The sequence below is a fragment of the Pseudomonas sp. FG-3G genome (assembly GCF_901007645.1).
GTDB classification, from domain to species: Bacteria; Pseudomonadota; Gammaproteobacteria; order Pseudomonadales; family Pseudomonadaceae; genus Aquipseudomonas; species Aquipseudomonas rhizophila.
The window spans coordinates 64,022-87,832 of sequence record NZ_CAAKGZ010000036.1 but is presented as its reverse complement, the minus strand read 5'-3'; the positions used below and the strand labels follow the sequence as shown (position 1 = coordinate 87,832).

At 60.4% G+C, this 23,811-nt stretch carries 26 protein-coding genes; 21 read left to right on the top strand and 5 right to left on the bottom strand.

Going from position 1 to position 23,811, the window contains the following annotated elements; translation table 11 throughout:
- Positions 1-55: 55 nt before the first annotated feature.
- From PSEUDOMOFG3G_RS23595 to PSEUDOMOFG3G_RS23585, 3 genes are all read left to right on the top strand, one after another.
- Entirely contained in the window at positions 56-397 is a 342-nt protein-coding gene (locus tag PSEUDOMOFG3G_RS23595) for a hypothetical protein (RefSeq protein WP_047230158.1), read from the top strand.
- Positions 398-529: 132 nt separating this feature from the next.
- Positions 530-1,018 (top strand): TIGR00645 family protein, encoded by a 489-nt coding sequence (locus PSEUDOMOFG3G_RS23590; RefSeq protein ID WP_047230159.1) that lies wholly within the window; start codon positions 530-532, stop codon positions 1,016-1,018.
- 205 nt (positions 1,019-1,223) lie between these two features.
- The gene (locus PSEUDOMOFG3G_RS23585; protein WP_025215564.1) at positions 1,224-1,841 is read left to right on the top strand and encodes an FKBP-type peptidyl-prolyl cis-trans isomerase; all 618 of its coding nucleotides are present in this window, start codon (positions 1,224-1,226) and stop codon (positions 1,839-1,841) included.
- 127 nt (positions 1,842-1,968) lie between these two features.
- Here the strand turns inward: PSEUDOMOFG3G_RS23585 and PSEUDOMOFG3G_RS23580 are convergent, their stop codons facing one another.
- The 3 genes from PSEUDOMOFG3G_RS23580 to PSEUDOMOFG3G_RS23570 form a co-directional block, all read right to left on the bottom strand.
- Complete coding sequence (locus PSEUDOMOFG3G_RS23580) at positions 1,969-2,226, bottom strand: hypothetical protein (RefSeq protein ID WP_047230160.1); 258 nt, start codon at positions 2,224-2,226, stop codon at positions 1,969-1,971.
- Positions 2,227-2,428: 202 nt separating this feature from the next.
- Entirely contained in the window at positions 2,429-2,770 is a 342-nt protein-coding gene (locus tag PSEUDOMOFG3G_RS23575) for a zinc ribbon domain-containing protein YjdM (protein ID WP_076386396.1), read from the bottom strand.
- A 188-nt stretch (positions 2,771-2,958) separates the two neighbouring features.
- Positions 2,959-3,927 (bottom strand): polyprenyl synthetase family protein, encoded by a 969-nt coding sequence (locus PSEUDOMOFG3G_RS23570; protein ID WP_047230162.1) that lies wholly within the window; start codon positions 3,925-3,927, stop codon positions 2,959-2,961.
- Positions 3,928-4,166: 239 nt separating this feature from the next.
- Between PSEUDOMOFG3G_RS23570 and rplU the strand changes: the two genes are divergently transcribed.
- The 5 genes from rplU to PSEUDOMOFG3G_RS23545 all read left to right on the top strand — a co-directional run bounded on the left by rplU (position 4,167) and on the right by PSEUDOMOFG3G_RS23545 (position 8,059).
- Positions 4,167-4,481: a 50S ribosomal protein L21 gene (gene rplU / locus PSEUDOMOFG3G_RS23565; protein ID WP_003176051.1), complete on the top strand. Its 315-nt coding sequence runs from the start codon at positions 4,167-4,169 to the stop codon at positions 4,479-4,481.
- 35 nt (positions 4,482-4,516) lie between these two features.
- Positions 4,517-4,774, top strand: a complete 258-nt coding sequence (rpmA, locus tag PSEUDOMOFG3G_RS23560; RefSeq protein WP_003205738.1) for a 50S ribosomal protein L27 — start codon at positions 4,517-4,519, stop codon at positions 4,772-4,774.
- Positions 4,775-4,964: 190 nt separating this feature from the next.
- Positions 4,965-6,188 carry an Obg family GTPase CgtA gene (gene cgtA / locus PSEUDOMOFG3G_RS23555; protein WP_047230163.1) on the top strand — a complete coding sequence of 408 codons (1,224 nt, stop codon included), beginning with the start codon at positions 4,965-4,967 and terminating at the stop codon, positions 6,186-6,188.
- A gap of 278 nt (positions 6,189-6,466) precedes the next feature.
- Positions 6,467-7,585, top strand: a complete 1,119-nt coding sequence (gene proB / locus PSEUDOMOFG3G_RS23550; protein ID WP_047230164.1) for a glutamate 5-kinase — start codon at positions 6,467-6,469, stop codon at positions 7,583-7,585.
- A gap of 9 nt (positions 7,586-7,594) precedes the next feature.
- Positions 7,595-8,059 carry a CreA family protein gene (locus tag PSEUDOMOFG3G_RS23545; RefSeq protein ID WP_076386392.1) on the top strand — a complete coding sequence of 155 codons (465 nt, stop codon included), beginning with the start codon at positions 7,595-7,597 and terminating at the stop codon, positions 8,057-8,059.
- A 182-nt stretch (positions 8,060-8,241) separates the two neighbouring features.
- Here the strand turns inward: PSEUDOMOFG3G_RS23545 and rpsT are convergent, their stop codons facing one another.
- The gene (gene rpsT, locus PSEUDOMOFG3G_RS23540) at positions 8,242-8,520 is read right to left on the bottom strand and encodes a 30S ribosomal protein S20 (RefSeq protein WP_003185593.1); all 279 of its coding nucleotides are present in this window, start codon (positions 8,518-8,520) and stop codon (positions 8,242-8,244) included.
- 254 nt (positions 8,521-8,774) lie between these two features.
- On the opposite strand from rpsT, the gene murJ reads away from it, so the two are divergent.
- The 6 genes from murJ (at position 8,775) to ispH (ending at position 16,293) form a co-directional block, all read left to right on the top strand.
- The gene (gene murJ / locus PSEUDOMOFG3G_RS23535; RefSeq protein WP_076386390.1) at positions 8,775-10,313 is read left to right on the top strand and encodes a murein biosynthesis integral membrane protein MurJ; all 1,539 of its coding nucleotides are present in this window, start codon (positions 8,775-8,777) and stop codon (positions 10,311-10,313) included.
- Between the two features lie 130 nt (positions 10,314-10,443).
- Positions 10,444-11,382, top strand: a complete 939-nt coding sequence (gene ribF, locus PSEUDOMOFG3G_RS23530) for a bifunctional riboflavin kinase/FAD synthetase (protein WP_047230167.1) — start codon at positions 10,444-10,446, stop codon at positions 11,380-11,382.
- Positions 11,383-11,395: 13 nt separating this feature from the next.
- The gene (gene ileS, locus PSEUDOMOFG3G_RS23525) at positions 11,396-14,227 is read left to right on the top strand and encodes an isoleucine--tRNA ligase (RefSeq protein WP_139051197.1); all 2,832 of its coding nucleotides are present in this window, start codon (positions 11,396-11,398) and stop codon (positions 14,225-14,227) included.
- The gene (lspA, locus tag PSEUDOMOFG3G_RS23520; protein ID WP_047230169.1) at positions 14,220-14,741 is read left to right on the top strand and encodes a signal peptidase II; all 522 of its coding nucleotides are present in this window, start codon (positions 14,220-14,222) and stop codon (positions 14,739-14,741) included. Before ileS ends, lspA begins: the two co-directional genes overlap by 8 nt.
- Complete coding sequence (fkpB, locus tag PSEUDOMOFG3G_RS23515) at positions 14,734-15,171, top strand: FKBP-type peptidyl-prolyl cis-trans isomerase (protein ID WP_030140281.1); 438 nt, start codon at positions 14,734-14,736, stop codon at positions 15,169-15,171. The genes lspA and fkpB overlap by 8 nt, the downstream gene beginning before the upstream one ends.
- Before the next feature lie 174 nt (positions 15,172-15,345).
- The gene (gene ispH / locus PSEUDOMOFG3G_RS23510; protein ID WP_047230171.1) at positions 15,346-16,293 is read left to right on the top strand and encodes a 4-hydroxy-3-methylbut-2-enyl diphosphate reductase; all 948 of its coding nucleotides are present in this window, start codon (positions 15,346-15,348) and stop codon (positions 16,291-16,293) included.
- On the opposite strand, the gene PSEUDOMOFG3G_RS23505 is transcribed toward ispH, so the two are convergent.
- Complete coding sequence (locus PSEUDOMOFG3G_RS23505) at positions 16,270-16,785, bottom strand: GspH/FimT family pseudopilin (protein ID WP_139051196.1); 516 nt, start codon at positions 16,783-16,785, stop codon at positions 16,270-16,272. The genes ispH and PSEUDOMOFG3G_RS23505 overlap by 24 nt on opposite strands.
- 114 nt (positions 16,786-16,899) lie before the next feature.
- Here PSEUDOMOFG3G_RS23505 and PSEUDOMOFG3G_RS23500 point away from each other — a divergent pair, with 114 nt between their 5' ends.
- The 7 genes from PSEUDOMOFG3G_RS23500 to thiO are packed head-to-tail and all read left to right on the top strand — an operon-like array spanning position 16,900 to position 23,685.
- Positions 16,900-17,373 (top strand): GspH/FimT family protein, encoded by a 474-nt coding sequence (locus tag PSEUDOMOFG3G_RS23500; RefSeq protein ID WP_047230173.1) that lies wholly within the window; start codon positions 16,900-16,902, stop codon positions 17,371-17,373.
- Positions 17,370-17,831 (top strand): type IV pilus modification protein PilV, encoded by a 462-nt coding sequence (gene pilV, locus PSEUDOMOFG3G_RS23495; protein ID WP_047230174.1) that lies wholly within the window; start codon positions 17,370-17,372, stop codon positions 17,829-17,831. The genes PSEUDOMOFG3G_RS23500 and pilV overlap by 4 nt, the downstream gene beginning before the upstream one ends.
- Complete coding sequence (locus PSEUDOMOFG3G_RS23490; protein WP_047230175.1) at positions 17,828-18,541, top strand: PilW family protein; 714 nt, start codon at positions 17,828-17,830, stop codon at positions 18,539-18,541. The genes pilV and PSEUDOMOFG3G_RS23490 overlap by 4 nt, the downstream gene beginning before the upstream one ends.
- Positions 18,542-18,550: 9 nt before the next feature.
- Complete coding sequence (locus tag PSEUDOMOFG3G_RS23485) at positions 18,551-19,030, top strand: PilX N-terminal domain-containing pilus assembly protein (RefSeq protein WP_139051195.1); 480 nt, start codon at positions 18,551-18,553, stop codon at positions 19,028-19,030.
- Complete coding sequence (locus PSEUDOMOFG3G_RS23480; RefSeq protein ID WP_139051194.1) at positions 19,017-22,118, top strand: pilus assembly protein; 3,102 nt, start codon at positions 19,017-19,019, stop codon at positions 22,116-22,118. Before PSEUDOMOFG3G_RS23485 ends, PSEUDOMOFG3G_RS23480 begins: the two co-directional genes overlap by 14 nt.
- A gap of 10 nt (positions 22,119-22,128) precedes the next feature.
- A complete protein-coding gene (locus PSEUDOMOFG3G_RS23475; protein ID WP_076386375.1) occupies positions 22,129-22,530 on the top strand; it encodes a type IV pilin protein in 402 nt (133 codons plus the stop codon).
- A 54-nt stretch (positions 22,531-22,584) separates the two neighbouring features.
- Positions 22,585-23,685, top strand: a complete 1,101-nt coding sequence (gene thiO, locus PSEUDOMOFG3G_RS23470) for a glycine oxidase ThiO (RefSeq protein ID WP_139051193.1) — start codon at positions 22,585-22,587, stop codon at positions 23,683-23,685.
- The last annotated feature ends 126 nt before the right edge of the window (positions 23,686-23,811 follow it).

The window sequence follows — 23,811 nt, the reverse complement described above, 5'->3', positions numbered from 1 at the left end:
GATCGAAACAGCCTTGTCCTGAGGCTGAATACCGGATCTATCGAGGGGCGCCGCCATGTCGCGCAACCTTTGCCTCACTCGTCAATGCCTGGGCCTTGTGACCCGTATCGAATGCGCCATCCGTCCGCTGGCGGGAGATACCGGTATGTGGACCTTGCTCTTCGCCGCCGGAATGGCTGGCGAACAACCTTCGGCCATCAAGGCCCAAGGCCCTTTTCCCGGCCCGAATGCCGCTGAGTCCATTCTCGACACCATTGTGCAAAGCCTGACAACGCATGGTTATGAGCTGGCCGACGACCCGCAGATCTGGTGCCTGCACATGCAGGCCCAATTGCGGGAAATCAATGGAGGCCGTTGTCGCAGCGTTGACGGCTTCGAGTTTCGCCCGTTGCATTGAAAGCCGTCATCGTGCGGGCGCTGGCAGTACGGTTTAGCTCCAAGGGCTGAAGTCGCGGATGGGCCTGGCGTTTATGACCCAGGTCGTGACTGATATACTCGCCGCGATTTTTCAGCCCTGGTGTGAGACTCAATGGAACGCTTTATCGAAAATGCAATGTACGCCTCCCGTTGGCTGCTGGCGCCGATCTATTTCGGGCTGTCCCTCGGCTTGCTGGCCCTGGCCCTGAAGTTCTTCCAGGAAGTCTTTCACATCATTCCCAATGTGTTTGCCATGGCCGAATCCGAGCTGATTCTGGTGCTGCTGTCGCTGATCGACATGGCGCTGGTGGGCGGCCTGTTGGTGATGGTGATGATTTCCGGCTATGAGAACTTCGTCTCGCAACTGGACATCGATTCCGACAAGGAAAAGCTCAACTGGCTCGGGACCATGGATTCGTCCTCGCTGAAAATGAAGGTCGCGGCCTCGATCGTTGCCATTTCCTCGATTCACCTGCTGCGCATCTTCATGGATGCCAAGAACGTCGATCCCGAGCACCTGATGTGGTACGTGATCATCCACATGACCTTCGTGGTTTCGGCGTTTGCCATGGGTTACCTGGATAAACTGACCAAGCACTGAGGTCCGTTCATCGCTGCGGCGCACCGCCCGTCTGCTGCAAAGCAGGCGGGCGTTGTCGTTTCTGGTGGCGGCGCTTTGATCAGGGGGCTCGTCACCCGCTGCGGCATCTGTGCTAGTCTGCTCGCCCTTTTGGTTCCGGGCGCTCCGGGAGGCGCTGTGTCAAGCACGGCAAATTCCCGAGCCGTCCGCACAGCGGAGCAGCATCATGTCCGAAGTTAACCTGTCCACCGACGAAACCCGCGTCAGCTACGGCATTGGCCGTCAGTTGGGCGACCAACTGCGCGACAACCCGCCACCGGGCGTGAGCCTGGACGCAATCCTGGCTGGCCTGACCGACGCTTTCGCCGGCAAGCCGAGCCGTGTGGGCCAGGACGAGATGTCCGCCAGCTTCAAAGTCATTCGCGAAATCATGCAGGCCGAAGCTGCCGCCAAGGCAGAAGCCGCCGCTGGCGAAGGTCGTGCATTCCTGGCTGAAAATGCCAAGCGCGAAGGCATCACCACCCTGGCCTCGGGCCTGCAATTTGAAGTGCTGACTCAGGGCGAAGGCGCCAAGCCGAGCCGTGAAGACCAGGTGCGTACCCATTACCATGGCACCCTGATCGATGGCACTGTGTTCGACAGCTCCTACGATCGTGGCCAGCCTGCCGAATTCCCGGTGGGTGGCGTGATCCCAGGCTGGACCGAAGCCCTGCAATTGATGAACGCCGGCAGCAAATGGCGTTTGTACGTGCCAAGCGAACTGGCCTACGGCGCTCAAGGCGTTGGCAGCATTCCGCCGCACAGCGTACTGGTGTTTGACGTCGAGCTGTTGGACGTTCTGTAAGGCATCAACGCTTAAGCAGGCTTTTGTGGGAGCGAGCCTGCTCGCGATGACGGTCGGTCAGTCAATATTGATGTTGAATGTCACACCGCTATCGCGAGCAGGCTCGCTCCCACAGGGTTTGCGCGCTTCATCCATGAAACCTGCCATTGAAATCCGCCGTAGGGCGCAACGCCCGGGCGTAACAGAACAGGAACAGATTGCGCACCAGTTCCTTGAGCACCAGCGGCTCGCTGGAATTGAGGCTGTTGAGGTCCAGATCCCCCTGGTCCTGCAGTTCGTTCAGGGCTTCTTCTTCAAGCACCGCACAGACTTCCCCGGTTTCCCGATGCAGGATTCTCAGGTAAGGGTGTGGGCGGTCCAGCCAGGCATCGATCAAATAAGTCATGGTTCTCATCTCCTTGATGGGCGTTATGAGAATAATTCTTATTCGCTAAATAGCAAGGCTCTATTGGTGTTCGAATTGTTTTTCTGACGGTGGGTTGCGGCAGCTCAATCGGCTCGCGCTTGGCTCGGAGGCGTAAACGGGGGGTGGAGCGGGGAGGGTGAAGCACCATCCCACGCGGGGCGTGGGATGGAATACGCACGGCTCAGACTTTTCTGACGAACTCGGACTTGAGCTTCATCGGGCCGATGCCGTCGATCTTGCAGTCGATGTCGTGATCACCATCGCACAAACGGATGTTCTTGACCTTGGTGCCCACCTTGACCACCAGCGACGTGCCTTTGACCTTCAGGTCCTTGATCACAGTGATGGTGTCGCCGTCCTGCAGGACATTGCCGACCGAATCCTTCTTCACCGTCTCATCGGACGCCGTTTCAGCTTCACCGCTGGCAGACCATTCGTGGGCACACTCCGGGCAGACCAGTTGAGTACCGTCTTCGTAGGTGTATTCGGAATTGCATTTCGGGCAGGGAGGCAACGTGCTCACTAAGGTTCCTTGGGTATCAGGAGGGTAAAAGGGCGCACATTATATAGGGTTTTAGGCCGCGAAGGGCAGGGCAGTGAAATACCCTTGTGGGAGCGAGCTTGCTCGCGATAGCGGTCTGCCAATCAGCATCAAGCTTACTGACCCAACGCTATCGCGAGCAAGCTCGCTCCCACAAGGGCTTCATGCCATCAATGGGTGCGAGCCACCGCAAACTCGCTCAGTTCCACCAGCGCATCGCGGTATTCGCTGGCCGGCAGGGCGTCGAGGCATTTGATCGCGCGGGCGACGTAGTCACGGGCCAGGTTCGCGGTGTAGTCCAGCGAGCCGGAGGCTTCAACCGCTTCCCGGATGCTCTCCAGGTCTTCGATCCCGCCTTTCTGGATCGCCTGGCGTACCAGTGCTGCCTGCTCAGGGGTGCCTTCGCGCATGGTGTAGATCAGCGGCAGGGTCGGCTTGCCTTCGGCCAGGTCGTCCCCGACGTTCTTGCCCAAAGTCTCGGCGTCGCCCTTGTAGTCCAGCAGGTCGTCCACCAACTGGAAGGCCACGCCCAGGTGATCGCCAAAGGTGCGCAACGCTTCGCTTTGCTCGGCGCTGGCGCCGGCCAGGGCTGCGGCGCTGTGGGTCGAGGCTTCGAAGAGCATCGCCGTCTTGCCGCGGATGACTTCCATATAGGTTTCTTCCGTGGTGCTGGCGTCGCGCACCTTGGACAGCTGCAGCACTTCGCCTTCGGCGATGATGCGCGTGGCCTGGGACAGGATCTTCATCACCGGCATCGAGCCCAGCTCGACCATCATTTCGAACGAGCGCGAATACAGGAAGTCGCCCACCAGCACGCTTGGGGCGTTGCCCCACATGGCGTTGGCGGTCGAGCGGCCGCGGCGCATGCCGGACATGTCGACCACGTCGTCATGCAGCAGGGTCGCGGTGTGCAGGAATTCGATGGTGGCGGCCAGCAGGCGCATGTCGTCGCCTTCGCGGCCCAAGGCCTTCCCACACAACAGCACCAACAAAGGACGCAGGCGTTTGCCCCCGGCCGAAGTAATGTAATCGCCGATTTTCGATACCAGCGGCACTCGGGAAGTCAGCTGCTTCTTGATGATGCCGTCGACGGCGCTAAAATCGTCCGCCACCGCGCGGTAGAAAGCTTGGGGTTGCATCAGCGACAGGTGCTCCAGAAGGGTTGCGCGGCATGCTAGGACCCACGCCTGGGCCTGTCAAGGCGCGATGGACGGCCTCTTGCAAGGCGCTTGCGGCTTGCGTACAATCGCGCACCCTGAACTTCCTGGGCAGCACCTGCCTTACGCAATTGCATCCGGGCCTTCCAGCCCATGCAGCCATGCCAGCCAATACCTCTTCTTATAAAGCGCTGGGTGAGCAGGATTATCGGAGAAATACCATGTCGTACGCAGTAATTGTTACTGGTGGCAAGCAATACAAGGTCGCCCCAGGTGAATACCTGAAGATCGAAAAACTGGAAATCGCTACTGGCGAATCCGTGACTTTTGATCGCGTTCTGTTGGTCGCCAATGGCGATGACGTGAATATCGGCGCTCCAGTCGTTGCTGGCGCTACCGTTGTGGCTGAAGTGATCTCCCAAGGTCGTCACGATAAAGTCCGCATCATCAAGTTCCGTCGCCGTAAGCACCACATGAAGCGTATGGGCCACCGCCAGTGGTACACCGAGATCAAAATCACCGGTATTCAGGCTTAATTTCAGCCTAATTCCTCACTAGGAGAATTGAACTCATGGCACACAAAAAAGCTGGTGGTAGTACCCGTAACGGTCGCGACTCAGAAGCCAAACGCCTTGGCGTCAAGATGTATGGCGGCCAGGCTATCAAAGCGGGCAACATCATCGTGCGTCAGCGCGGCACCCAATTCCACGCTGGCTACGGCGTAGGCATGGGTAAGGATCACACCCTCTTCGCTAAAGTCGAAGGCGTGATCAAGTTCGAAGTAAAAGGCGCCTTCGGTCGTCGTTACGTAAGCGTTATCGCAGCTTAATTGCGAGACCGCTGGAAAAGCCCTGTCTTGCGACGGGGCTTTTTCGTTTGTGGGGTGAGTCTCTTGCAAAACTGTTTGTATGGGCTGTCGGCGCTGCGGTTGGGGCGTGTCATCAGGTCGCTGCGCTCATTTTTGCAAGAGTCTTATGTCTTGTTTTTTTGGCTCGTCCGTATGGCGAGAGGCGTGTGTCATGAAGTTTGTTGATGAAGTATCGATTCGAGTAAAGGCCGGCGACGGCGGCAATGGTTGCATGAGTTTCCGTCGAGAAAAATTCATTGAGAACGGTGGTCCGAACGGTGGTGACGGCGGCGATGGCGGCTCGATCTACATGCTCGCCGACGAAAACCTCAACACCCTGGTGGACTACCGTTACACCCGTCACTTCGATGCCGAGCGTGGCTCCAACGGCGGCAGCACCGACTGCACCGGCAAAAAGGGCGAAGACCTGATCCTGCGCGTGCCGGTCGGCACCACGGTGATCGACTCCGCCACCCAGGAAGTCATTGGCGACCTGACCAAGGCTGGCCAGCGTCTGCTGGTGGCCCATGGTGGCTGGCACGGTCTGGGTAACACCCGTTTCAAGTCCAGTACCAACCGTGCGCCGCGCCAGACCACGCCAGGCAAGCCGGGCGAGCAGCGTGACCTGAAGCTGGAAATGAAAGTGCTGGCCGACGTGGGCCTGCTGGGTCTGCCGAACGCCGGCAAGAGCACCTTCATTCGCTCGGTATCGGCAGCCAAGCCGAAAGTCGCCGATTACCCGTTCACCACCCTGGTGCCGAACCTGGGCGTGGTCAGTGTCGACCGCTGGAAGAGCTTTGTGGTTGCGGACATTCCGGGGCTGATCGAAGGTGCTTCCGATGGTGCTGGCCTGGGGATTCGCTTCCTCAAGCACTTGTCCCGTACCCGGTTGTTGCTGCACCTGGTGGACATGGCGCCGCTGGATGAAACCAGTGCTGCTGATGCGGCTGAAGTCATTGTCAGCGAGCTGACCAAGTTCAGCCCGGCCCTGGCGGAGCGTGATCGCTGGTTGGTGCTGAACAAGTGCGACCAGATCCTCGAAGAAGAGCACGAGGAGCGGGTCAAGGAAATCGTCGATCGCCTGGAGTGGGAAGGTCCGGTCTACGTGATCTCGGCCATTGCCAAAGAAGGCACCGAGCGCCTGTGCCACGACATCATGCGTTACATGGAAGATCGTGCCGATCGCTTGGCCAATGACCCTGCCTACAAGGAAGAGTTGGCCGAGCTCGATCAGCGTATCGAAGACGAGGCGCGTGCTCAGTTGCAGGCGCTGGATGATCAGCGCGCCCTGCGTCGCAGCGGCGTGAAGTCGGTCCATGACATCGGTGACGACGATTGGGACGAAGAGGATGTGGATGACGAAGACGGTCCGGAAATCATCTACGTTCGCGACTGATCGTGTGCTGATGTCACTCAGTTGAAGCCAGGACCTGTGGGAGCGAGCTTGCTCGCGATAGCGGTGTGACAGCCGGTATCAATATTGCTGACCCAATGCAATCGCGAGCAAGCTCGCTCCCACAGGTTTAAGTGTTTCAGCGCGGTGTTATCATCGCAACCAGCCGGTTTCCAAGGCGCCGCTCATTCGAGCGGCGTTTTGGTATCTGTAAAACGCAAATACGAATAATCTCATGGGCGGTGCTGGGTCGCGCCGTTCGCTGGCAAAGGTTGAAGATGATGCGGAGCAAGGTGACGGGTGCGCAGCGCTGGGTCGTGAAGATCGGCAGCGCATTGCTGACGGCGGATGGCAAGGGCCTGGATCGCAAGGCAATGGCGGTGTGGGTCGAGCAGATGGTGGCTTTGCATGAGGCTGGCGTCGAACTGGTCTTGGTCTCTTCGGGGGCTGTAGCCGCTGGCATGAGCCGGTTGGGCTGGACATCGCGACCCAGCGCGATGCACGAGTTGCAGGCCGCTGCCGCCATCGGTCAGATGGGGCTGGTGCAGGCCTGGGAGTCGAGCTTTGCCGAGCACGGTCGCCATACGGCGCAGATCCTGCTGACCCATGACGATCTGTCCGACCGCAAGCGCTACCTCAATGCCCGCAGCACCTTGCGGGCGCTGGTCGAGCTGAAAGTCATCCCGGTGATCAACGAAAACGACACTGTGGTTACCGACGAGATTCGTTTCGGCGACAACGACACCCTGGCCGCGTTAGTGGCGAACCTGGTGGAGGCGGACCTGCTGGTGATTCTCACGGATCGCGACGGCATGTTCGACGCCGACCCGCGCAACAATCCTGATGCCAAGCTGATCTACGAAGCCCGTGCCGATGATCCGGCGCTGGATGCGGTGGCGGGCGGTACCGGTGGTGCGCTGGGGCGTGGCGGCATGCAGACCAAGCTGCGCGCCGCCCGTCTGGCTGCTCGCTCCGGGGCTCACACCATCATTGTCGGTGGTCGGCTGGAGCGGGTGCTGGATCGCCTGAAGGCGGGCGAGCGCATCGGCACGTTGCTGTCCCCTGAGCGCGGTATGTTGGCGGCCCGGAAGCAATGGCTGGCCGGGCATCTGCAAACCCGTGGCACGCTGGTGCTGGATGCGGGGGCGGTGTCGGCGCTGTCCCAAGGCAATAAAAGTCTGCTGCCGGTGGGCGTGAAGCTGGTCCAGGGCAGTTTTCGTCGCGGCGAAATGGTGGTGTGCGTGGCGCCGGATGGTCGCGAAATCGCTCGCGGCCTGGCCAACTACAGCGCGCTCGAAGCACAAAAAATCATCGGCCAATCGTCTGATGCGATTGTCGGTCTGTTGGGTTACATGGCCGAGCCAGAGCTGGTTCACCGTGACAACCTGATTCTCGTCTAAGGAAAAATCATGGGTTTGGCAAAAGGATTGATCGGCTTGCTGGTGGCATTGCCGCTGCTGGCCTCGGCTGAGGAAATTGGCCAAGTGTCGACGGTGTTCAAGTTTGTCGGGCCGAATGACCGGATCGTCGTTGAGGCCTTCGATGATCCGAAGGTGGACGGGGTGACGTGTTATCTGTCCCGGGCCAAGACCGGTGGTGTGAAGGGCGGCCTGGGCCTGGCCGAGGATCGCGCCGAGGCATCCATTGCCTGCCGCCAGGTCGGCCCCATCAGCTTCAAGGGGGAGCTCAAGGACGGCGAGGAGGTGTTCAGGGAGCGCACATCGCTGGTATTCAAGACCATGCAGGTGGTGCGCTTCCTCGACAAGAAGCGTAATACGCTGGTGTACCTGGTCTACAGCGACCGTGTGATCGAAGGCAGTCCGCAGAATGCGGTGACGGCGATCCCGATCCTGCCGTGGGCTCGTACCCAATAACCTGAGGCAAATCCCAGTGTGGGAGCGAGCTTGCTCGCGAAGGCGGTGTGTCAGGCAGCATCATTGTCACTGACGGGCTGCTTTCGCGAGCAAGCTCGCTCCCACATTTTTTGCGGTATGTGTGGTAAATCCCAGGCAATAAAAAACCGACCCTGAGGTCGGTTTTTTAACGAGCGCGTCGCTTAGGCAGCAGCGGCAACGTTCAGGGCCTTTACGTGGCCATTCAGGCGGCTCTTATGGCGAGCAGCCTTGTTCTTGTGGATGATGCCTTTATCGGCCATACGGTCGATAACTGGCACAGCCAGAACGTAAGCAGCTTGTGCTTTTTCAGCGTCTTTTGCGTCGATGGCCTTAACTACGTTTTTGATGTAGGTACGGACCATGGAACGCAGGCTGGCGTTGTGGCTGCGACGCTTCTCAGCCTGTTTTGCACGTTTTTTGGCGGAAGGTGTGTTGGCCACCGTCGAGCTCCTCGAAAGACTTTTTAGGAAATAGCAAACAAAATAGGCCGCGAATCATGCCGATGAGTTGATGTCTTGTCAAGGGCGGGTGACGCGTTCCGCTGAATGGCAGGTACAACGCACCGGATGATTTCTTTCCGGCGTGCGACCTGTAAACTCGCGGGCTTTGGCTCTGCACTGTTTAGCGGCGCGGAGTATCGCATAAGTGGGCGCGTTGTTCGCCTGCTGTTTATCGACAGGCAAAAACTCTTTTCATGAATCTGCTCAAATCGTTGGCTGCCGTCAGCTCTATCACGATGCTTTCACGCGTCCTGGGGTTCGTTCGTGACACGCTGATCGCTCGGATATTCGGTGCCGGGATGGCCACCGACGCCTTCTTCATCGCCTTCAAGTTGCCCAATCTGTTGCGGCGAATCTTCGCCGAAGGGGCGTTTTCCCAGGCATTCGTACCGATCCTGGCGGAATATAAAAGCCAGAAAGGCGACGAAGCGACCCGCACGTTCATTGCCTACGTCACGGGTTTGCTGACGCTGGTGCTGGCGCTGGTTACGGTCGCCGGCATGCTCGCGGCGCCCTGGGTGATCTGGGCCACGGCACCGGGTTTTACCGATACCCCGGAAAAATTCCAGCTCACCTCGGACCTGTTGCGGGTGACCTTTCCTTATATATTGCTGATTTCCCTGTCGTCCCTGGCCGGGGCGATCCTCAATACCTGGAACCGTTTCTCGGTGCCGGCCTTCGTGCCGACCCTGCTCAACGTCAGCATGATCGTCTTTGCGGTGTTCCTGACACCGTACTTCGACCCGCCGGTGATGGCACTTGGTTGGGCGGTGCTGGTGGGTGGCCTGGCGCAGTTGCTGTATCAGCTGCCTCACCTGAAGAAAATCGGCATGCTGGTGCTGCCGCGCCTGAATCTGCGCGACAGCGGCGTGTGGCGGGTGATGAAGCAGATGTTGCCGGCGATCCTCGGGGTTTCGGTGAGTCAGATTTCCCTGATCATCAACACCATTTTCGCCTCGTTCCTGGTGGCCGGCTCGGTGTCGTGGATGTACTACGCCGACCGCCTGATGGAGTTGCCGTCCGGTGTGTTGGGCGTGGCCCTGGGCACGATCCTGTTGCCGACCCTGGCCAAGACTTACGCCAGCCAGGACCGCCAGGAGTACTCGCGCATCCTCGACTGGGGCCTGCGCCTGTGCTTCGTGCTGGTGTTGCCTTGTGCCCTGGCGCTGGGCATCCTGGCCGAGCCGCTGACCGTCTCGTTGTTCCAGTACGGCCAGTTCAACGCTTTTGACGCGCTGATGACCCAGCGTGCGCTGATCGCTTACTCGGTGGGCTTGCTCGGGATCATTGTGATCAAGGTGCTGGCGCCAGGCTTCTACGCCCAGCAGAACATTCGCACGCCGGTGAAAATCGCCATTTTTACCCTGGTGATGACCCAATTGTTCAACCTGTTGCTGATCGGCCCGCTGGCCCACGCTGGCCTGGCCCTGGCGATCAGTGCCGGCGCGTGCCTCAACGCCGGGCTGCTGTTTTACCAACTGCGCAAGCAGAAGATGTATCAGCCGCAGCCGGGCTGGGGCAAGTTCGGCCTCAAGCTGCTGGTGGCCGTGGGGGTGATGTCGGCGGTGCTGCTGGGGGCGATGCATTTCATGCCAGCCTGGGGTGAAGGACAGATGCTCGAGCGTTTCCTGCGCCTGGGTGTACTGGTCGCGGCGGGTGTGGTGGCGTATTTCGGCATGCTGCTGCTGATGGGCTTTCGCCTGCGCGACTTCAACCGCAAGGGCTTGAGCTGAGGGGTTTACCCTCGATAATCCCGGGCCGGGCAGTGGTTTTGTCGGCTCGATCACTTTGGGTTACGGTGTTGCCTGTCGTCGGCCGCCGGGTGTGGTTATAATCGGCCACTTTATGAGCAAGAAGCGCGTTATGCAGCTGGTTCGAGGCCTCCACAACCTGCGCCCCCAGCATCGGGGCTGTGTCGCCACTATTGGCAACTTTGACGGTGTTCACCGTGGCCACCAGGCTATCCTGGCGCGGTTGCGCGAGCGTGCCCAGGAATTGGGCGTGCCCAGTTGCGTGGTGATCTTCGAGCCGCAACCCCGGGAATTTTTCGCCCCGGACACCGCGCCGGCCCGTCTGGCCCGGCTGCGGGACAAGCTGCATCTGCTGGCCGCCGAAGGCGTCGACCGGGTCTTGTGCCTGGCCTTCAATCAGCGCCTGAGCAAACTCAGTGCCGCCGAATTCGTCGAGACCATCCTGGTGGGCGGTCTGGACATAAAACATCTGGAAGTCGGTGATGATTTCCGTTTCGGCTGCGACCGGGCAGGGGATTTCGATTACCTGCAACAGGCCGGCAAGGCCCGGGGCTTTACCGTCGAAGCGGCGCAGACCGTCGAGATGGATGGCATGCGCGTCAGCAGTACCCAGGTCCGCAATGCCCTGGCGGCTGCCGACTTCGAATTGGCCGAGCGTTTGCTCGGCCGGCCGTACCGGATTGCCGGACGGATCCTGCACGGGCAGAAACTGGCGCGCCAACTGGGCACGCCGACGGCCAACGTGCAACTCAAGCGTCGTCGTGTACCGCTGACCGGGGTGTTCCTGGTGAGTGTCGAGATCGACGGCAAGACCTGGCCCGGTGTCGCCAATATCGGCGTCCGGCCCACGGTCCAGGGGGATGGCAAGGCCCACCTCGAAGTACATGTTCTGGATTTTGCCGGCGATCTGTATGACCGGCGTTTGACGGTGGTTTTCCACCAAAAGCTGCGTGAAGAGCAGCGTTTTGCCTCTCTGGAGGCGCTCAAGACGGCGATCCATGCAGATATCGCCGCCGCCCGTGCCCTTGTCGCAACCAGCGCCAATCGCTAATGAAGAGCCTTAAATGACCGACTATAAAGCCACGCTAAACCTTCCGGACACCGCCTTCCCTATGAAGGCCGGCCTGCCTCAGCGCGAACCACAGATTCTGCAGCGTTGGGACAGCATTGGCCTGTACGGAAAGTTGCGCGAGATTGGCAAGGATCGTCCGAAGTTCGTCCTGCACGACGGCCCTCCGTACGCCAACGGCACGATCCACATCGGTCACGCGTTGAACAAGATTCTCAAGGACATGATCGTGCGCTCCAAGACCCTGTCGGGTTTCGACGCGCCGTATATCCCGGGCTGGGATTGCCATGGCCTGCCGATCGAGCACAAGGTTGAAGTGACCCACGGCAAGAACCTGGGCGCGGACAAGACCCGCGAATTGTGCCGTGCCTACGCCACCGAGCAGATCGAAGGGCAGAAGTCCGAATTCATCCGCCTCGGCGTGCTGGGCGACTTCGCCAACCCTTACAAGACCATGGACTTCAAAAACGAAGCCGGCGAAATCCGGGCCTTGGCGAAAATCGTCGAGGGCGGCTTTGTGTTCAAGGGCCTCAAGCCCGTGAACTGGTGCTTCGATTGCGGTTCGGCCTTGGCCGAGGCGGAAGTCGAGTACGAAAACAAGAAGTCGTCGACCATCGACGTCGCGTTCCCGATCGCCGATGAAGACAAGCTCGCCGCCGCTTTCGGCCTGGGCAAGCTGAGCAAACCGGCGTCGATCGTGATCTGGACCACCACCCCGTGGACCATCCCGGCCAACCAGGCGTTGAACGTTCACCCGGAATTCAACTACGCCCTGGTCGATGTTGGCGACAAGCTGCTGGTATTGGCCGAAGAACTGGTCGAGTCCTGCCTGGCCCGCTACAACCTCGAAGGCTCGGTGCTGGCTACCGCGCCAGGTTCGACGCTGGAACTGATCAATTTCCGTCATCCGTTCTATGACCGCCTGTCGCCGGTGTACCTGGCCGACTACGTAGAGCTGGGCGCAGGCACTGGTGTGGTTCACTCCGCGCCGGCCTATGGCGTTGACGACTTCGTGACCTGCAAGAAGTACGGCATGGTCAACGACGACATCCTCAACCCGGTACAGAGCAATGGCGTGTACGTGCCATCGCTGGAGTTCTTTGGCGGCCAGTTCATCTGGAAAGCCAACCCGGCCATCGTCGACAAGCTGACCGAAGTCGGCGCGCTGCTGCACACCACCGTCATCGAACACAGCTACATGCACTGCTGGCGCCACAAGACTCCGCTGATCTACCGCGCCACCGCGCAGTGGTTCATCGGCATGGACAAGCAGCCAGCCACTGGCGACACGCTGCGCCAGCGCTCCCTCAAAGCCATCGAGGACACCAAGTTCGTGCCGGCCTGGGGCCAGGCGCGCCTGCACTCGATGATCGCCAACCGTCCTGACTGGTGCATCTCCCGCCAGCGCAATTGGGGCGTGCCGATCCCGTTCTTCCTGAACAAGGAAAGCGGCGAACTGCACCCGCGCACCGTCGAGCTGATGGAAGAGGTGGCCAAGCGCGTCGAAGTCGAAGGCATCGAAGCCTGGTTCAAGATGGACGCCGCCGAACTGTTGGGCGACGAAGCGCCGCTGTACGACAAGATCAGCGACACCCTGGACGTCTGGTTCGATTCCGGTACCACCCACTGGCATGTGCTGCGTGGTTCGCACCCGATGGGCCATGAAGCCGGTCCGCGTGCCGACCTGTACCTGGAAGGTTCGGACCAGCACCGCGGCTGGTTCCACTCCTCGTTGCTGACCGGTTGCGCCATCGACAACCACGCACCGTACCGCGAGTTGCTGACCCACGGCTTCACCGTCGATGAGTCCGGCCGCAAGATGTCCAAGTCCCTGGGCAACGTGATCGCCCCGCAGAAGGTCAACGACACCCTGGGCGCCGACATCATGCGCTTGTGGGTCGCCTCCACCGACTATTCCGGCGAGATGGCCGTTTCCGAGCAGATCCTGCAGCGCAGCGCGGACGCCTACCGGCGGATCCGTAACACCGCGCGCTTCCTGCTCTCGAACCTGACCGGTTTCAACCCGGCCACCGACCTGCTGCCGGCCGAAGAAATGCTCGCGCTGGACCGCTGGGCCGTGGACCGTACCCTGCTGCTGCAACGCGAATTGCAGGAGCATTACGGTGAGTACCGTTTCTGGAACGTCTACTCCAAGATCCACAACTTCTGCGTGCAGGAGCTGGGTGGTTTCTACCTCGACATCATCAAGGACCGTCAGTACACCACTGGCGCCAACAGCAAGGCGCGCCGTTCGTGCCAGACCGCGCTGTTCCACATCAGCGAAGCGCTGGTGCGCTGGATCGCGCCGATCCTGGCATTTACCGCCGACGAGCTGTGGCAATACCTGCCGGGCGAGCGCAACGAGTCGGTGATGCTCAACACCTGGTACGAAGGCCTGACCGAACTGCCGCAAGGTTTCGAGCTGGACCGTGCCTATTGGGACCGGATCATGGCGGTCAAGGCGGCGGTCAACAAGGAAATGGAGATCCAGCGCGCGGCCAAGGCCGTCGGTGGCAACCTGCAGGCCGAAGTGACGCTCTACGCCGAAGAAGCCCTGAGTGCCGATCTGGCCAAGCTGAGCAACGAGCTGCGTTTCGTGCTGATCACTTCCACCGCCAGTGTCGCACCGTTGGTGCAGGCGCCGGCCGATGCGGTCGTCACTGAAGTCAGCGGCCTGAAGCTGAAGATCGTCAAGTCGAACCACACCAAGTGCGCCCGTTGCTGGCACTGCCGCGAAGATGTCGGCGTGAATCCGGAGCATCCGGAGATCTGCGGCCGTTGCGTCGACAACATCAGCGGCACTGGTGAGGTTCGTCACTATGCCTAGTGCGTCTAACGTGGCGAGCCGTTTCGGCCGGCTGAGCTGGCTGTGGTTGAGCTTGCTGGTGCTGGTCATTGACCAGGCCAGCAAGTTCCACTTCGAAAACTCGCTGACCATGTACCAGCAGATCGTGGTCATCCCCGACTACTTCAGCTGGACCCTGGCTTACAACACGGGCGCGGCGTTCAGCTTCCTGGCCGACAGTTCGGGCTGGCAGCGCTGGCTGTTCGCCCTGATCGCTGTCGTGGTCAGCGGCGTGCTGGTGGTCTGGCTCAAACGCCTGGGTCGCGATGAGACCTGGCTGGCCGTGGCGCTGGCATTGGTGCTTGGGGGCGCGCTGGGCAATCTTTATGACCGGATTGCCTTGGGCCACGTGATCGATTTCATCCTGGTGCATTGGCAGAACCGCTGGTATTTCCCGGCGTTCAACTTTGCCGACAGCGCCATCACCGTGGGCGCCGTAATGCTCGCCCTGGACATGTTCAAGAGCAAGAAACCCGGAGAAGCCGTCCATGACTGAGCAGCGTATCGCTCAAAACACTGAAGTGAAGCTTCACTTCGCCCTGCACCTGGAAAACGGCGACACCGTCGACAGCACCTTTGACAAGGCTCCGGCCGTGTTCAAGGTTGGCGACGGCAACCTGCTGCCGGGCTTCGAGGCGGCGATCTTCGGTTTCAAGGCCGGTGACAAGCGCACCGTGGTGGTTCCACCGGAAAACGCCTTTGGTCAGCCCAACCCGCAAAACGTGCAGACCATGCCACGCTCCCAGTTCCAGGACATGGAACTGTCCGAAGGGTTGCTGGTGATCTTCAACGATGCGGCCAATACCGAACTGCCGGGCGTGGTGAAGGCGTTCGACGACGCCCAGGTGACCGTGGACTTCAATCATCCGTTGGCGGGCAAGACCTTGAACTTCGAAGTGGAAATCCTCGAAGTGAAGGCGGTTTAAGGTTTAACAGGCAGTTCCTGCTGCCACCCGATTCACTGTGGGAGCGAGCTTGCTCGCGATAGCGTCGGATCAGTCAATATTGACGTTGACTGATATACCGTCATCGCGAGCAAGCTCGCTCCCACACTGGATTGCACTGATTCAATTTCTTGCGCGCAAGACACGAGGCACAGCATGCAAATCAAACTCGCCAACCCCCGTGGCTTCTGCGCCGGCGTGGACCGGGCGATCGAAATCGTCAACCGCGCCCTGGAAGTCTTCGGGCCGCCCATCTATGTGCGCCACGAAGTGGTCCACAACAAATTTGTCGTCGAAGACCTGCGTAGCCGCGGGGCGATCTTCGTCGAGGAACTGGACCAGGTGCCAGACGACGTCATCGTGATCTTCAGTGCCCACGGGGTTTCCCAGGCAGTGCGTACCGAAGCCGCCGGCCGTGGCCTGAAGGTATTCGATGCGACCTGCCCCTTGGTGACCAAGGTCCATATCGAAGTGGCCCGTTACAGCCGTGACGGTCGTGAGTGCATCCTGATCGGCCACGAGGGCCATCCGGAAGTGGAAGGCACCATGGGCCAGTACGACGCCAGTAATGGTGGCGCGATCTACCTGGTCGAGGATGAAGAGGACGTCGCCGCCCTGCAGGTGCGTAACCCGGAAAAGCTGGCGTTTGTCACCCAGACCACCCTGTCCATGGACGATACCAGTCGAGTGATCGACGCCCTGCGTGCGCGCTTCCCGGCCATCGGTGGGCCACGCAAGGATGACATCTGCTACGCCACCCAGAATCGTCAGGATGCGGTCAAGCAACTGGCCGACGAGTGTGATGTCGTGCTGGTAGTCGGTAGCCCGAACAGCTCCAACTCCAATCGCCTGCGTGAGCTGGCCGAGCGCATGTCCACTCCGGCGTACCTGATCGACGGCGCTGAAGACATGCAGCGCAGCTGGTTTGACGGCGTCGAGCGTATCGGCATTACCGCCGGTGCCTCAGCGCCGGAAGTGTTGGTGCGTGGCGTGATCCAGCAATTGCAGGCTTGGGGGGCAACCGGTGCCGATGAGTTGTCCGGTCGCGAGGAGAACGTCACCTTCTCCATGCCCAAGGAACTACGTGTGCGCTCCTTGCTTTGAGTCCATTTCGCACAAAGCCTGCTCGGTTTTCTCGCTGCGCAGGCTGACGCGGCCGCTGCGCGACAGGACCACTTGGTGGTGACTGACCGGCTTATGGTGTGCACAAACGTGTAACGTCCCCGCCTGAAATGCGCCGCTGGGCAGGAGCGGCTCCCCCTGGCTTGCGAATCTCACCGAGTGTTTTACCGGCCCGTTGCCAATGATTCGAGCATGGCGGCTGTGCTGCGTCAGCAGTGGCTGGTCATCGCCGTCCAGCATGATTTGCCACCCCAGGCTCCAATCGTTGTCTATTCCTTGAATCGTCACTGTCCGATTGCGCGTGATTGCTTCGCTGCGGGCGCTGCGCAGACCGCTGGCCAGCAGCCGTGCGGCGTCGTCGCGGTCAGTGGATTCCACCAGGGCTTTGTATCCGGAACCGGCCCACGGCAGAACAATCGCGGCAATCGCCAGTCCCATGAGCAGTTCGATCAGGCTAAAGCCCTGTTGATACATGACGTCTCCTCCCTGGAGAGCTTGTTGTAGAGAGGGAGCAAGCTCCCTCGCCACAGGCAGTCGTTTGTTCTAGCGTGTAGAAGCAGGTATAGCCAATGGCGACGGAGGGCATCGATGGATCTTCGTACAAAAGGTTTCACGCTGATTGAGGTGCTGGTCGCCCTTGGCGTGCTGCTGCTCCTGATCACCCTGGCGGTACCGGCCCTTACCGGTTCGGTGCAGGGCACCAAGGCCGATACCGATATTGACGACCTGCGCCGGGCACTGAACTTCGCCCGGATGACGGCGATCGACCGTGGTGTCACCACACGGATTCGCCCCACGGTCCAGGGCAGCGTATGGAGCAGCGAGCTGACGGTGTATGACAGTACTGGCGCTGAGCCCAATGTATTGCGGGTTGTTCCAGCGATGAGCAGCGGCGCGACTCTGACGCTAACCTCAGACGTGACCAGCATTGATTTCAACAACCTCGGCGGGTTGTCGGCACCGGCCACGCCGGTGACTTTCAATTATGTAAGGGGGGCGCAGAGCAGGACACTGAGTGTTTGCCTCAATGGACGAATCGTATTGGGTGGAAGTTGCGGATGAAGGGTTGCAGTAAACAGGCACAGGATGGCATGACACTGATCGAGGTGCTGGTGGCGGTGCTGATTCTTGGCGTGGGCTTGCTGGGAGCGGCGATGGTTCAGCTCAATGCCCTCAAATATACCGACAGCTCGCGCATGACCAGCCAGGCCAGCTTCATCGCCTACGACATGCTCGACCGCATTCGCGCCAACTCCGGCGCCGATTACACGGTCACGCCGCCCAGTTCACCCAATCTCAACGTAGCCCGGGACCAGGATCTCTACGATTTCAAGACCAACATCGTCAGCTTCGGCGGCGCCACGGCCACCGGCACTGTTGCGCTGCACCAGCGGGTCTACACCATTACCATCTCCTGGGATGACGCCCGGGCCGCCAACACGACCAACGCCGCCGAGGCGCGACGCAGTTTCGTGCTGACCAGTCGCGTCGCCGTCGACCCACCCGGGGCGACGCCATGAACAGGCATTGCCGGGGATTCGGCCTGATTGAGCTGATGATCGCTTTGGTGCTCAGCCTGATTGTCGTGCTGGGTGTGGTGCAGATTTTCATCGCCGCCAAAAACACCTACGTCAGCCAGGGTGCGGCGGCGGTGATGCAGGAGGATGCGCGGTTCGCTCTGAGCAAGATGGTCCAGGAGCTTCGCATGGTGGGCATGTTCGGTTGCCTGGAGACCGTCCTCGACGCGTCCTCGGCGGGGGATTTCAATGCCAGCAAGGTCACGCCGATCAGTTGGGACAATGCCAATCTGAAGCTGACCCTGGTGACGACGGATGTCGGCAACAGCGGCGGCGTGCCGACCTGGACCGTGATCTCGGATTGTCGCAACACGGCGACCGCCTATACCGGGGCGCGGCTACCGGCGGCCGGGCAAATGGCGTTTCCGATACGGCGGTTGATCTACAGCTTCAGCAATAACCAGTTGTTGATGGGCACCGGGGCTGGCAACCCGACCCAGGCGGTGCTGGTGGATAACGTCCGGGCATTCGATGTGACATTTGGGGTGGCCAGCAGCGCGACAGACATCGCGGCATCGAGCTACAGCCGCAACCCGAGCGATCCGGCCCTGATCCGCAGCGTGCGCCTGACTCTCACGCTCTTTGACCCGAAGAACAACGTGCGTGAGCAGACCTTCAACGTGGTTGCCGCTTTGCGCAACCGGCTTCTGTGAGGGCGACTGATGAATTCGACGCCCATCAAGCATCGCCAGCGCGGTATGGCATTGCTGGTCAGCCTGGTTTTTCTGCTGCTCCTGACGCTGATCGGCCTGTCGTCGATGCAGAGCGCTACCCTTCAGGAAAAAATGACCAGTAGCGTCATGCTGCGCAACCAGTCCTTCCAGTTGGCCGAGGCAGCGCTGCGGGTCGGTGAAAGTGCGGTGCAGGCCGAGACCTACTCCCTGCCGGTGTGCACCACCGCGACCCAGTGTGCACCCCCGGCTGAATCGGCAACCCTCACGACGGCCGGGCGCAATTCATCGTCGGGGGTGACCTGGATCGCCGTCCCTGGCGGGTTCTATGGCGTGCAGAATCTGGGGACCACGCTGACGGCGGTCAACGTGCCGATCAATACGTCGGCGACGCTGTACCGGATCACGGCGGTGGCCGTGGTGGGAAATAACCAGCGCAGCGTCGTGGAGAGCATCTATGCGAAATATTAAGGTGCGTCGCGATTGGAAGCAGGCGTTGTGGGGTGTGCTGCTCAGCCTGTACCTGGCTGCACCGGCCTATGCTTTCACGCCTTCGGATTCGCCGTTGCTGAGTGCCGCCGCAGTCACGCCCAACGTGATGCTGCTGATTGATGACTCCGGGAGTATGAACAACATCATTTGGGCGTCGGGGTTTGATCCCTCTGCCACTCAGTTGCGCACATATGGATGCGGGTCCAACAGTAACTGCAACAGCATTTTCGAACTGGATATGGACGACGCCAATATTTTGTTGGCAAGCCTGTCCCGTGGCGGCTGTTCAAATGGCTGGTACGGTTTTTACCGAAGCAACCTTGGCCGGGTCTGCCTGCGGCTGCCTGACCCGGTGGGTGACGAGAACACCCGGTATACGGCCAAGTACCTGGCGTATCTGCTGACGCTCGCCAACGGCTCGAACCGGGACTACACCAATGGCTCAATCCCCAGGGACTATCGAATCAACGTGGCACGGGATGTCTCCAACGATCTGGTCGCCAACAACCGTGCCTTGCGCATCGGGCTTGCTACTTTCAACCCACCCAATTTCAGCAACTCCGGCCCGGGGGGCTACATTGCCCGTGTCGTCAGCGATCTGTCACCCGTCAGCGGCAGCGTGACCCAGACCCAGGCCAACGCCAACTACAGTGCCCTGATCAACGCCATCAACGGCCTGGGCGCGGTCGCCAATACGCCATTGGCCGAGAGCTATTACGAGGTCACCCGTTATTTCAGGGGCATGGCGCCGTACCACAACAATAGCCCCAGCACCTACACCAGCCCGATCCAGTACCGGTGCCAGAAGAATTTCGGTGTGGTGATCACCGACGGCTTGCCCACCTACGACCGTACCTTTCCCACCAACGATCCGCTAGGCGGATCCCGTCTGCCGAACTGGGATGGCATCAGTACCAACGATGGTGCTGACCGCAACGGTGACGCTGAGGGCGATACGCTTTATCTGGACGATATCGCCAAGTTCGCTTTCGACATCGACATGCGTTCCACCGGCTCCGACGTTACCGGCCAGAGCTGGAATGCCACGGATTTTCCCCGGCAGTACCTCAATACCTACACCGTGGGTTTTGCCGTCACCAATACGATGCTGTCCGACGCCGCTCGCTACGGCGCGGGTAAATATTATCCAGCGTCCGACAGCGAAGGCCTGAACTCGGCCTTGTCATCGGCCTTGAGTGACATCACCTCCAAGGCTGGATCGGGGGGCGGCGGCACCACCAACGGTGCAACGTTGTCCACCACCTCCAGCTATTACCAGACCACCTATGACCCCAAGGACTGGCGAGGCACCATCCGCGCATTCGGTTTTACCTCGGCGGGGACGGTCGATACGGCGGCCGTGCAATGGACCACCAACACCAGCATCGTGCCGGGTGCCACGGCACCGACCTATCAGTCCTGGAACACCGCGACCAACACGCCGGTAACCTTGGCCTACGGCAACTTTTCACCGGCCCAGCAAACCAGCCTCAGCCAGGGCCTGCCCACGGGGATCACCGGCAGCGATCTGGTGGAATGGAGCAAAGGTGTCAATAAAACCGGGCTGAAGGTGCGCAGCGCGTTGCTGGGGGACATTATCAACTCGCCACTGCTCCTGGCCTCGCCGAACGACCAGACCGCCTCGGACCTGCTGAACGACACCAGCTACAGCACTTACCTGGCAACCAAGGCGGCGAACATGAACGCCAATCTCGTAGTGAATGCCAACGATGGTTTCTTCAGCGTCATCAACAGCGCAAACGGCACGCGGCGTTACGCTTATATGCCCTCGAGCGTCCTGCCCTCGTTGCGGGACATCGCTGACACCAATTACATCAACGGCGTGAGTCACAAGTTCCTGGTGGATGGGCAGATCGGCGTATTCGATGCGCAATTGGGCAATGCCTGGAAGACCGTTGCCCTGGGCGGGACCGGAGCCGGGGGCAAAGCGTTCTATGCGGTGCAATTGTTCGACGCAGCGGCAGGCAATGCGCTCCGGGCGTTGTGGGAAATCAGCGCACCGACCGTCGCCAATACGGCCAACGCCTTCAATGACCTGGGCTACGCCTATGCGCGTCCTGAAGTTGCGCGCCTGGCCGATGGTCGCTGGGCCGCGTTCATCGCCAATGGCTATGGCAGCAACACCGGCGTGGCGGCGCTGTACGTGGTGGATATCCGAGATGGTTCGCTGATCAGGAAAATCACGGTCAATAACAGCGAGACGGGTAACGGCCTGTCGTCGGTCAAGCTTCGGGTCAATTCCCAGAACGTGGTGCAGGCCGCGTACGGTGGTGATTTGAAAGGGCGGATGTGGAAATTCGACCTCAGCGGCACTTCCCCCACCGCCTGGGGCGTTGCGTTTGCCGGGCAGCCGTTGTTCACCGCGCCCGGTGGTGCAACCCAGCCCATCACCGTCCAGCCGTTGCTGGCGGAAAACCCTCAAGGCGGGACCCAGGTTTTTTTCGGCACGGGCAAATTCAACGAAGCAGTGGACAAGCTCAATAAGGATCTGCAGGGGTTCTATTCGATCTGGGACGCCGTTGGCGGTACCGGACAAATCCCGGTTTCGAGCCTGCAAGCCCAGTCGATCACCGGGGTGTTCTCAGGCAGCACCGGGCAATTCGTGACGACCAGCCAGACCGACGTGACGTATCCTGCAAAAAATGGCTGGTATCTGCCCTTGGTGTACAACAACGCATTGACTGGGGAACGGGTGATCAACCCGGCCAGTCTGGTGCTCGGGCGCGTGGTTTTCACCACGGCCGCGGTGGACACCACCGATCCCTGCGCCAGCTTTGGTACTGGCAAACTGATCGAGGTGGATGCGTTCAACGGTAAGATGCTCAACTACGCGGTGCTCGACACCAACGGTGACGGCATGCTCAACAGCCTCGACACGGTCTCCAGCGGAGTGATTTTCACGGGCGGGATCCCGACCTTGAGCGCTGTCGTCAGTGCCAACGGGGCCACCAACATGATCGTGAACGACTCCGGTGGCGGCATCACCGACCTGCTGGGAAAATCCGTCAGCGGCAGCCGCCGCATCATGTGGCGGCAAATACAATGAGAGATAAGGTATGCGCAGATCCAACCGGGGTTTCACCTTGATCGAAATCATGATCGTGATCGCCATCATCGGTATCGTGATCACCGTCGGCTATCCGAGCCTGACCGAATACATGAAAAAGGGCCGACGGGCCGAAATCGCCGGGCTGCTATCGGAGCAGGCGCAGATTCTTGAGCGCCATTACTCCAAGAACAATGTCTACACCAACGCGACCGGGCTGAGCAGCGGTAATGATTTCTACACCATTACCCAGACGCTCATGGATCAGAGTTTCACCCTGACTGCCGTGCGCAACAGTGCCTCGTCCATGGCCACCGACAAGTGCGGTGATTTCACCATCAACAACACGGGCGCGCGAAGCATCATCAACGCTGCTGCCGGGCTGACTGCCAAGGATTGCTGGGGTCGCTGAGTTTATTTTTCGGGCGCTGTCCTGCGCCCTTTGTCTTGTGAGTTGAAATAGAACATGACCAGGCAACAGCAAGTGGTGATTGTCGGCGGCGGAGTCATTGGCCTGCTGACGGCGTTCAATCTCGCGTCCGAAGGGCAGCGCGTGGTGCTGCTGGACCGCTCCAGTGTCGGCCAGGAATCGTCCTGGGCCGGCGGCGGTATTGTTTCGCCGCTGTACCCCTGGCGCTACAGCCCGGCGGTCACCGCACTGGCCCACTGGTCGCAGGATTTTTATCCACAGCTGGCCCAGCGTCTGTTCGCGGCCACGGGGGTTGATCCGCAGGTGCATGTCACCGGTCTGTATTGGCTGGACCTGGACGATCAGGCCGAAGCACTGGCCTGGGCCGAGCGGCAAGGGCGCCCGTTGCGGGCTGTGGAAATCTCGGCTGTCCATGACGCGGTGCCAGTACTGGGCGCGGGTTTCTCCCGGGCGATCCACATGGCCGATGTGGCCAATGTGCGCAATCCCCGGTTGGTGAAGTCCCTCAAGGCTGCGTTGCTGGCGCTACCCAATGTCACGCTGCATGAGCAATGCGAGGTCGGCGGGTTCATCCGCGACGGTGGGCGTATTGTGGGGGTTAACAGCTCCGAGGGGCCGATCCTTGGCGATCAGGTGGTCCTGGCGGCGGGCGCCTGGAGCGGTGAACTGCTCAAGACTCTGGGGCTGAAATTGCCGGTCGAGCCGGTCAAGGGCCAGATGATTCTGTACAAGTGTGCGTCGGATTTTCTATCGAGCATGGTCCTGGCCAAGGGCCGTTATGCGATTCCGCGTCGCGACGGGCATATTCTGGTGGGCAGTACGCTGGAGCGCGAAGGCTTCGACAAGACCCCGACCGATGTTGCGCTCGATAGCCTGAAGGCGTCGGCGCAGCAGCTGATTCCTGCGCTGGCGGACGCCGAGGTGGTCGGGCATTGGGCCGGCTTGCGGCCTGGATCGCCGGAGGGCATTCCCTATATTGGTGAAGTGCCGGGGTTTTCGGGGTTGTGGTTGAACTGTGGGCATTATCGCAATGGGTTGGTGTTGGCTCCGGCGTCGTGTCGGTTGTTTGTTGATGTGATGTTGGGGCGTGAGCCGGTGATTGATCCTGCGCCGTATGCGCCGGCGGGGCGGTTGTAGGGTTCGGCTTTGGCTTGGGGGTGAGCTTGGTGACGAGGCGGCCTGACAGCCGGCCAGGGTTTTGTTGGTTGGGTATATATCCGTTTCTGCGGTAACGGCTACTTATGGTTCCGCCCTTACGGCGGG

What these genes read in the sequence shown, in the direction of transcription:
- PSEUDOMOFG3G_RS23595 (WP_047230158.1), top strand. Translation starts at nt 56, where the DNA reads ATGTCGCGCAACCTTTGCCTCACTCGTCAATGCCTGGGCCTTGTGACC.
- PSEUDOMOFG3G_RS23590 (WP_047230159.1), top strand. Translation starts at nt 530, where the DNA reads ATGGAACGCTTTATCGAAAATGCAATGTACGCCTCCCGTTGGCTGCTG.
- PSEUDOMOFG3G_RS23585 (WP_025215564.1), top strand. Translation starts at nt 1,224, where the DNA reads ATGTCCGAAGTTAACCTGTCCACCGACGAAACCCGCGTCAGCTACGGC.
- PSEUDOMOFG3G_RS23580 (WP_047230160.1), bottom strand. Translation starts at nt 2,226, where the DNA reads ATGACTTATTTGATCGATGCCTGGCTGGACCGCCCACACCCTTACCTG.
- PSEUDOMOFG3G_RS23570 (WP_047230162.1), bottom strand. Translation starts at nt 3,927, where the DNA reads ATGCAACCCCAAGCTTTCTACCGCGCGGTGGCGGACGATTTTAGCGCC.
- rplU (WP_003176051.1), top strand. Translation starts at nt 4,167, where the DNA reads ATGTCGTACGCAGTAATTGTTACTGGTGGCAAGCAATACAAGGTCGCC.
- rpmA (WP_003205738.1), top strand. Translation starts at nt 4,517, where the DNA reads ATGGCACACAAAAAAGCTGGTGGTAGTACCCGTAACGGTCGCGACTCA.
- cgtA (WP_047230163.1), top strand. Translation starts at nt 4,965, where the DNA reads ATGAAGTTTGTTGATGAAGTATCGATTCGAGTAAAGGCCGGCGACGGC.
- proB (WP_047230164.1), top strand. Translation starts at nt 6,467, where the DNA reads ATGCGGAGCAAGGTGACGGGTGCGCAGCGCTGGGTCGTGAAGATCGGC.
- PSEUDOMOFG3G_RS23545 (WP_076386392.1), top strand. Translation starts at nt 7,595, where the DNA reads ATGGGTTTGGCAAAAGGATTGATCGGCTTGCTGGTGGCATTGCCGCTG.
- murJ (WP_076386390.1), top strand. Translation starts at nt 8,775, where the DNA reads ATGAATCTGCTCAAATCGTTGGCTGCCGTCAGCTCTATCACGATGCTT.
- ribF (WP_047230167.1), top strand. Translation starts at nt 10,444, where the DNA reads ATGCAGCTGGTTCGAGGCCTCCACAACCTGCGCCCCCAGCATCGGGGC.
- ileS (WP_139051197.1), top strand. Translation starts at nt 11,396, where the DNA reads ATGACCGACTATAAAGCCACGCTAAACCTTCCGGACACCGCCTTCCCT.
- lspA (WP_047230169.1), top strand. Translation starts at nt 14,220, where the DNA reads ATGCCTAGTGCGTCTAACGTGGCGAGCCGTTTCGGCCGGCTGAGCTGG.
- fkpB (WP_030140281.1), top strand. Translation starts at nt 14,734, where the DNA reads ATGACTGAGCAGCGTATCGCTCAAAACACTGAAGTGAAGCTTCACTTC.
- ispH (WP_047230171.1), top strand. Translation starts at nt 15,346, where the DNA reads ATGCAAATCAAACTCGCCAACCCCCGTGGCTTCTGCGCCGGCGTGGAC.
- PSEUDOMOFG3G_RS23505 (WP_139051196.1), bottom strand. Translation starts at nt 16,785, where the DNA reads ATGTATCAACAGGGCTTTAGCCTGATCGAACTGCTCATGGGACTGGCG.
- PSEUDOMOFG3G_RS23500 (WP_047230173.1), top strand. Translation starts at nt 16,900, where the DNA reads ATGGATCTTCGTACAAAAGGTTTCACGCTGATTGAGGTGCTGGTCGCC.
- pilV (WP_047230174.1), top strand. Translation starts at nt 17,370, where the DNA reads ATGAAGGGTTGCAGTAAACAGGCACAGGATGGCATGACACTGATCGAG.
- PSEUDOMOFG3G_RS23490 (WP_047230175.1), top strand. Translation starts at nt 17,828, where the DNA reads ATGAACAGGCATTGCCGGGGATTCGGCCTGATTGAGCTGATGATCGCT.
- PSEUDOMOFG3G_RS23485 (WP_139051195.1), top strand. Translation starts at nt 18,551, where the DNA reads ATGAATTCGACGCCCATCAAGCATCGCCAGCGCGGTATGGCATTGCTG.
- PSEUDOMOFG3G_RS23480 (WP_139051194.1), top strand. Translation starts at nt 19,017, where the DNA reads ATGCGAAATATTAAGGTGCGTCGCGATTGGAAGCAGGCGTTGTGGGGT.
- PSEUDOMOFG3G_RS23475 (WP_076386375.1), top strand. Translation starts at nt 22,129, where the DNA reads ATGCGCAGATCCAACCGGGGTTTCACCTTGATCGAAATCATGATCGTG.
- thiO (WP_139051193.1), top strand. Translation starts at nt 22,585, where the DNA reads ATGACCAGGCAACAGCAAGTGGTGATTGTCGGCGGCGGAGTCATTGGC.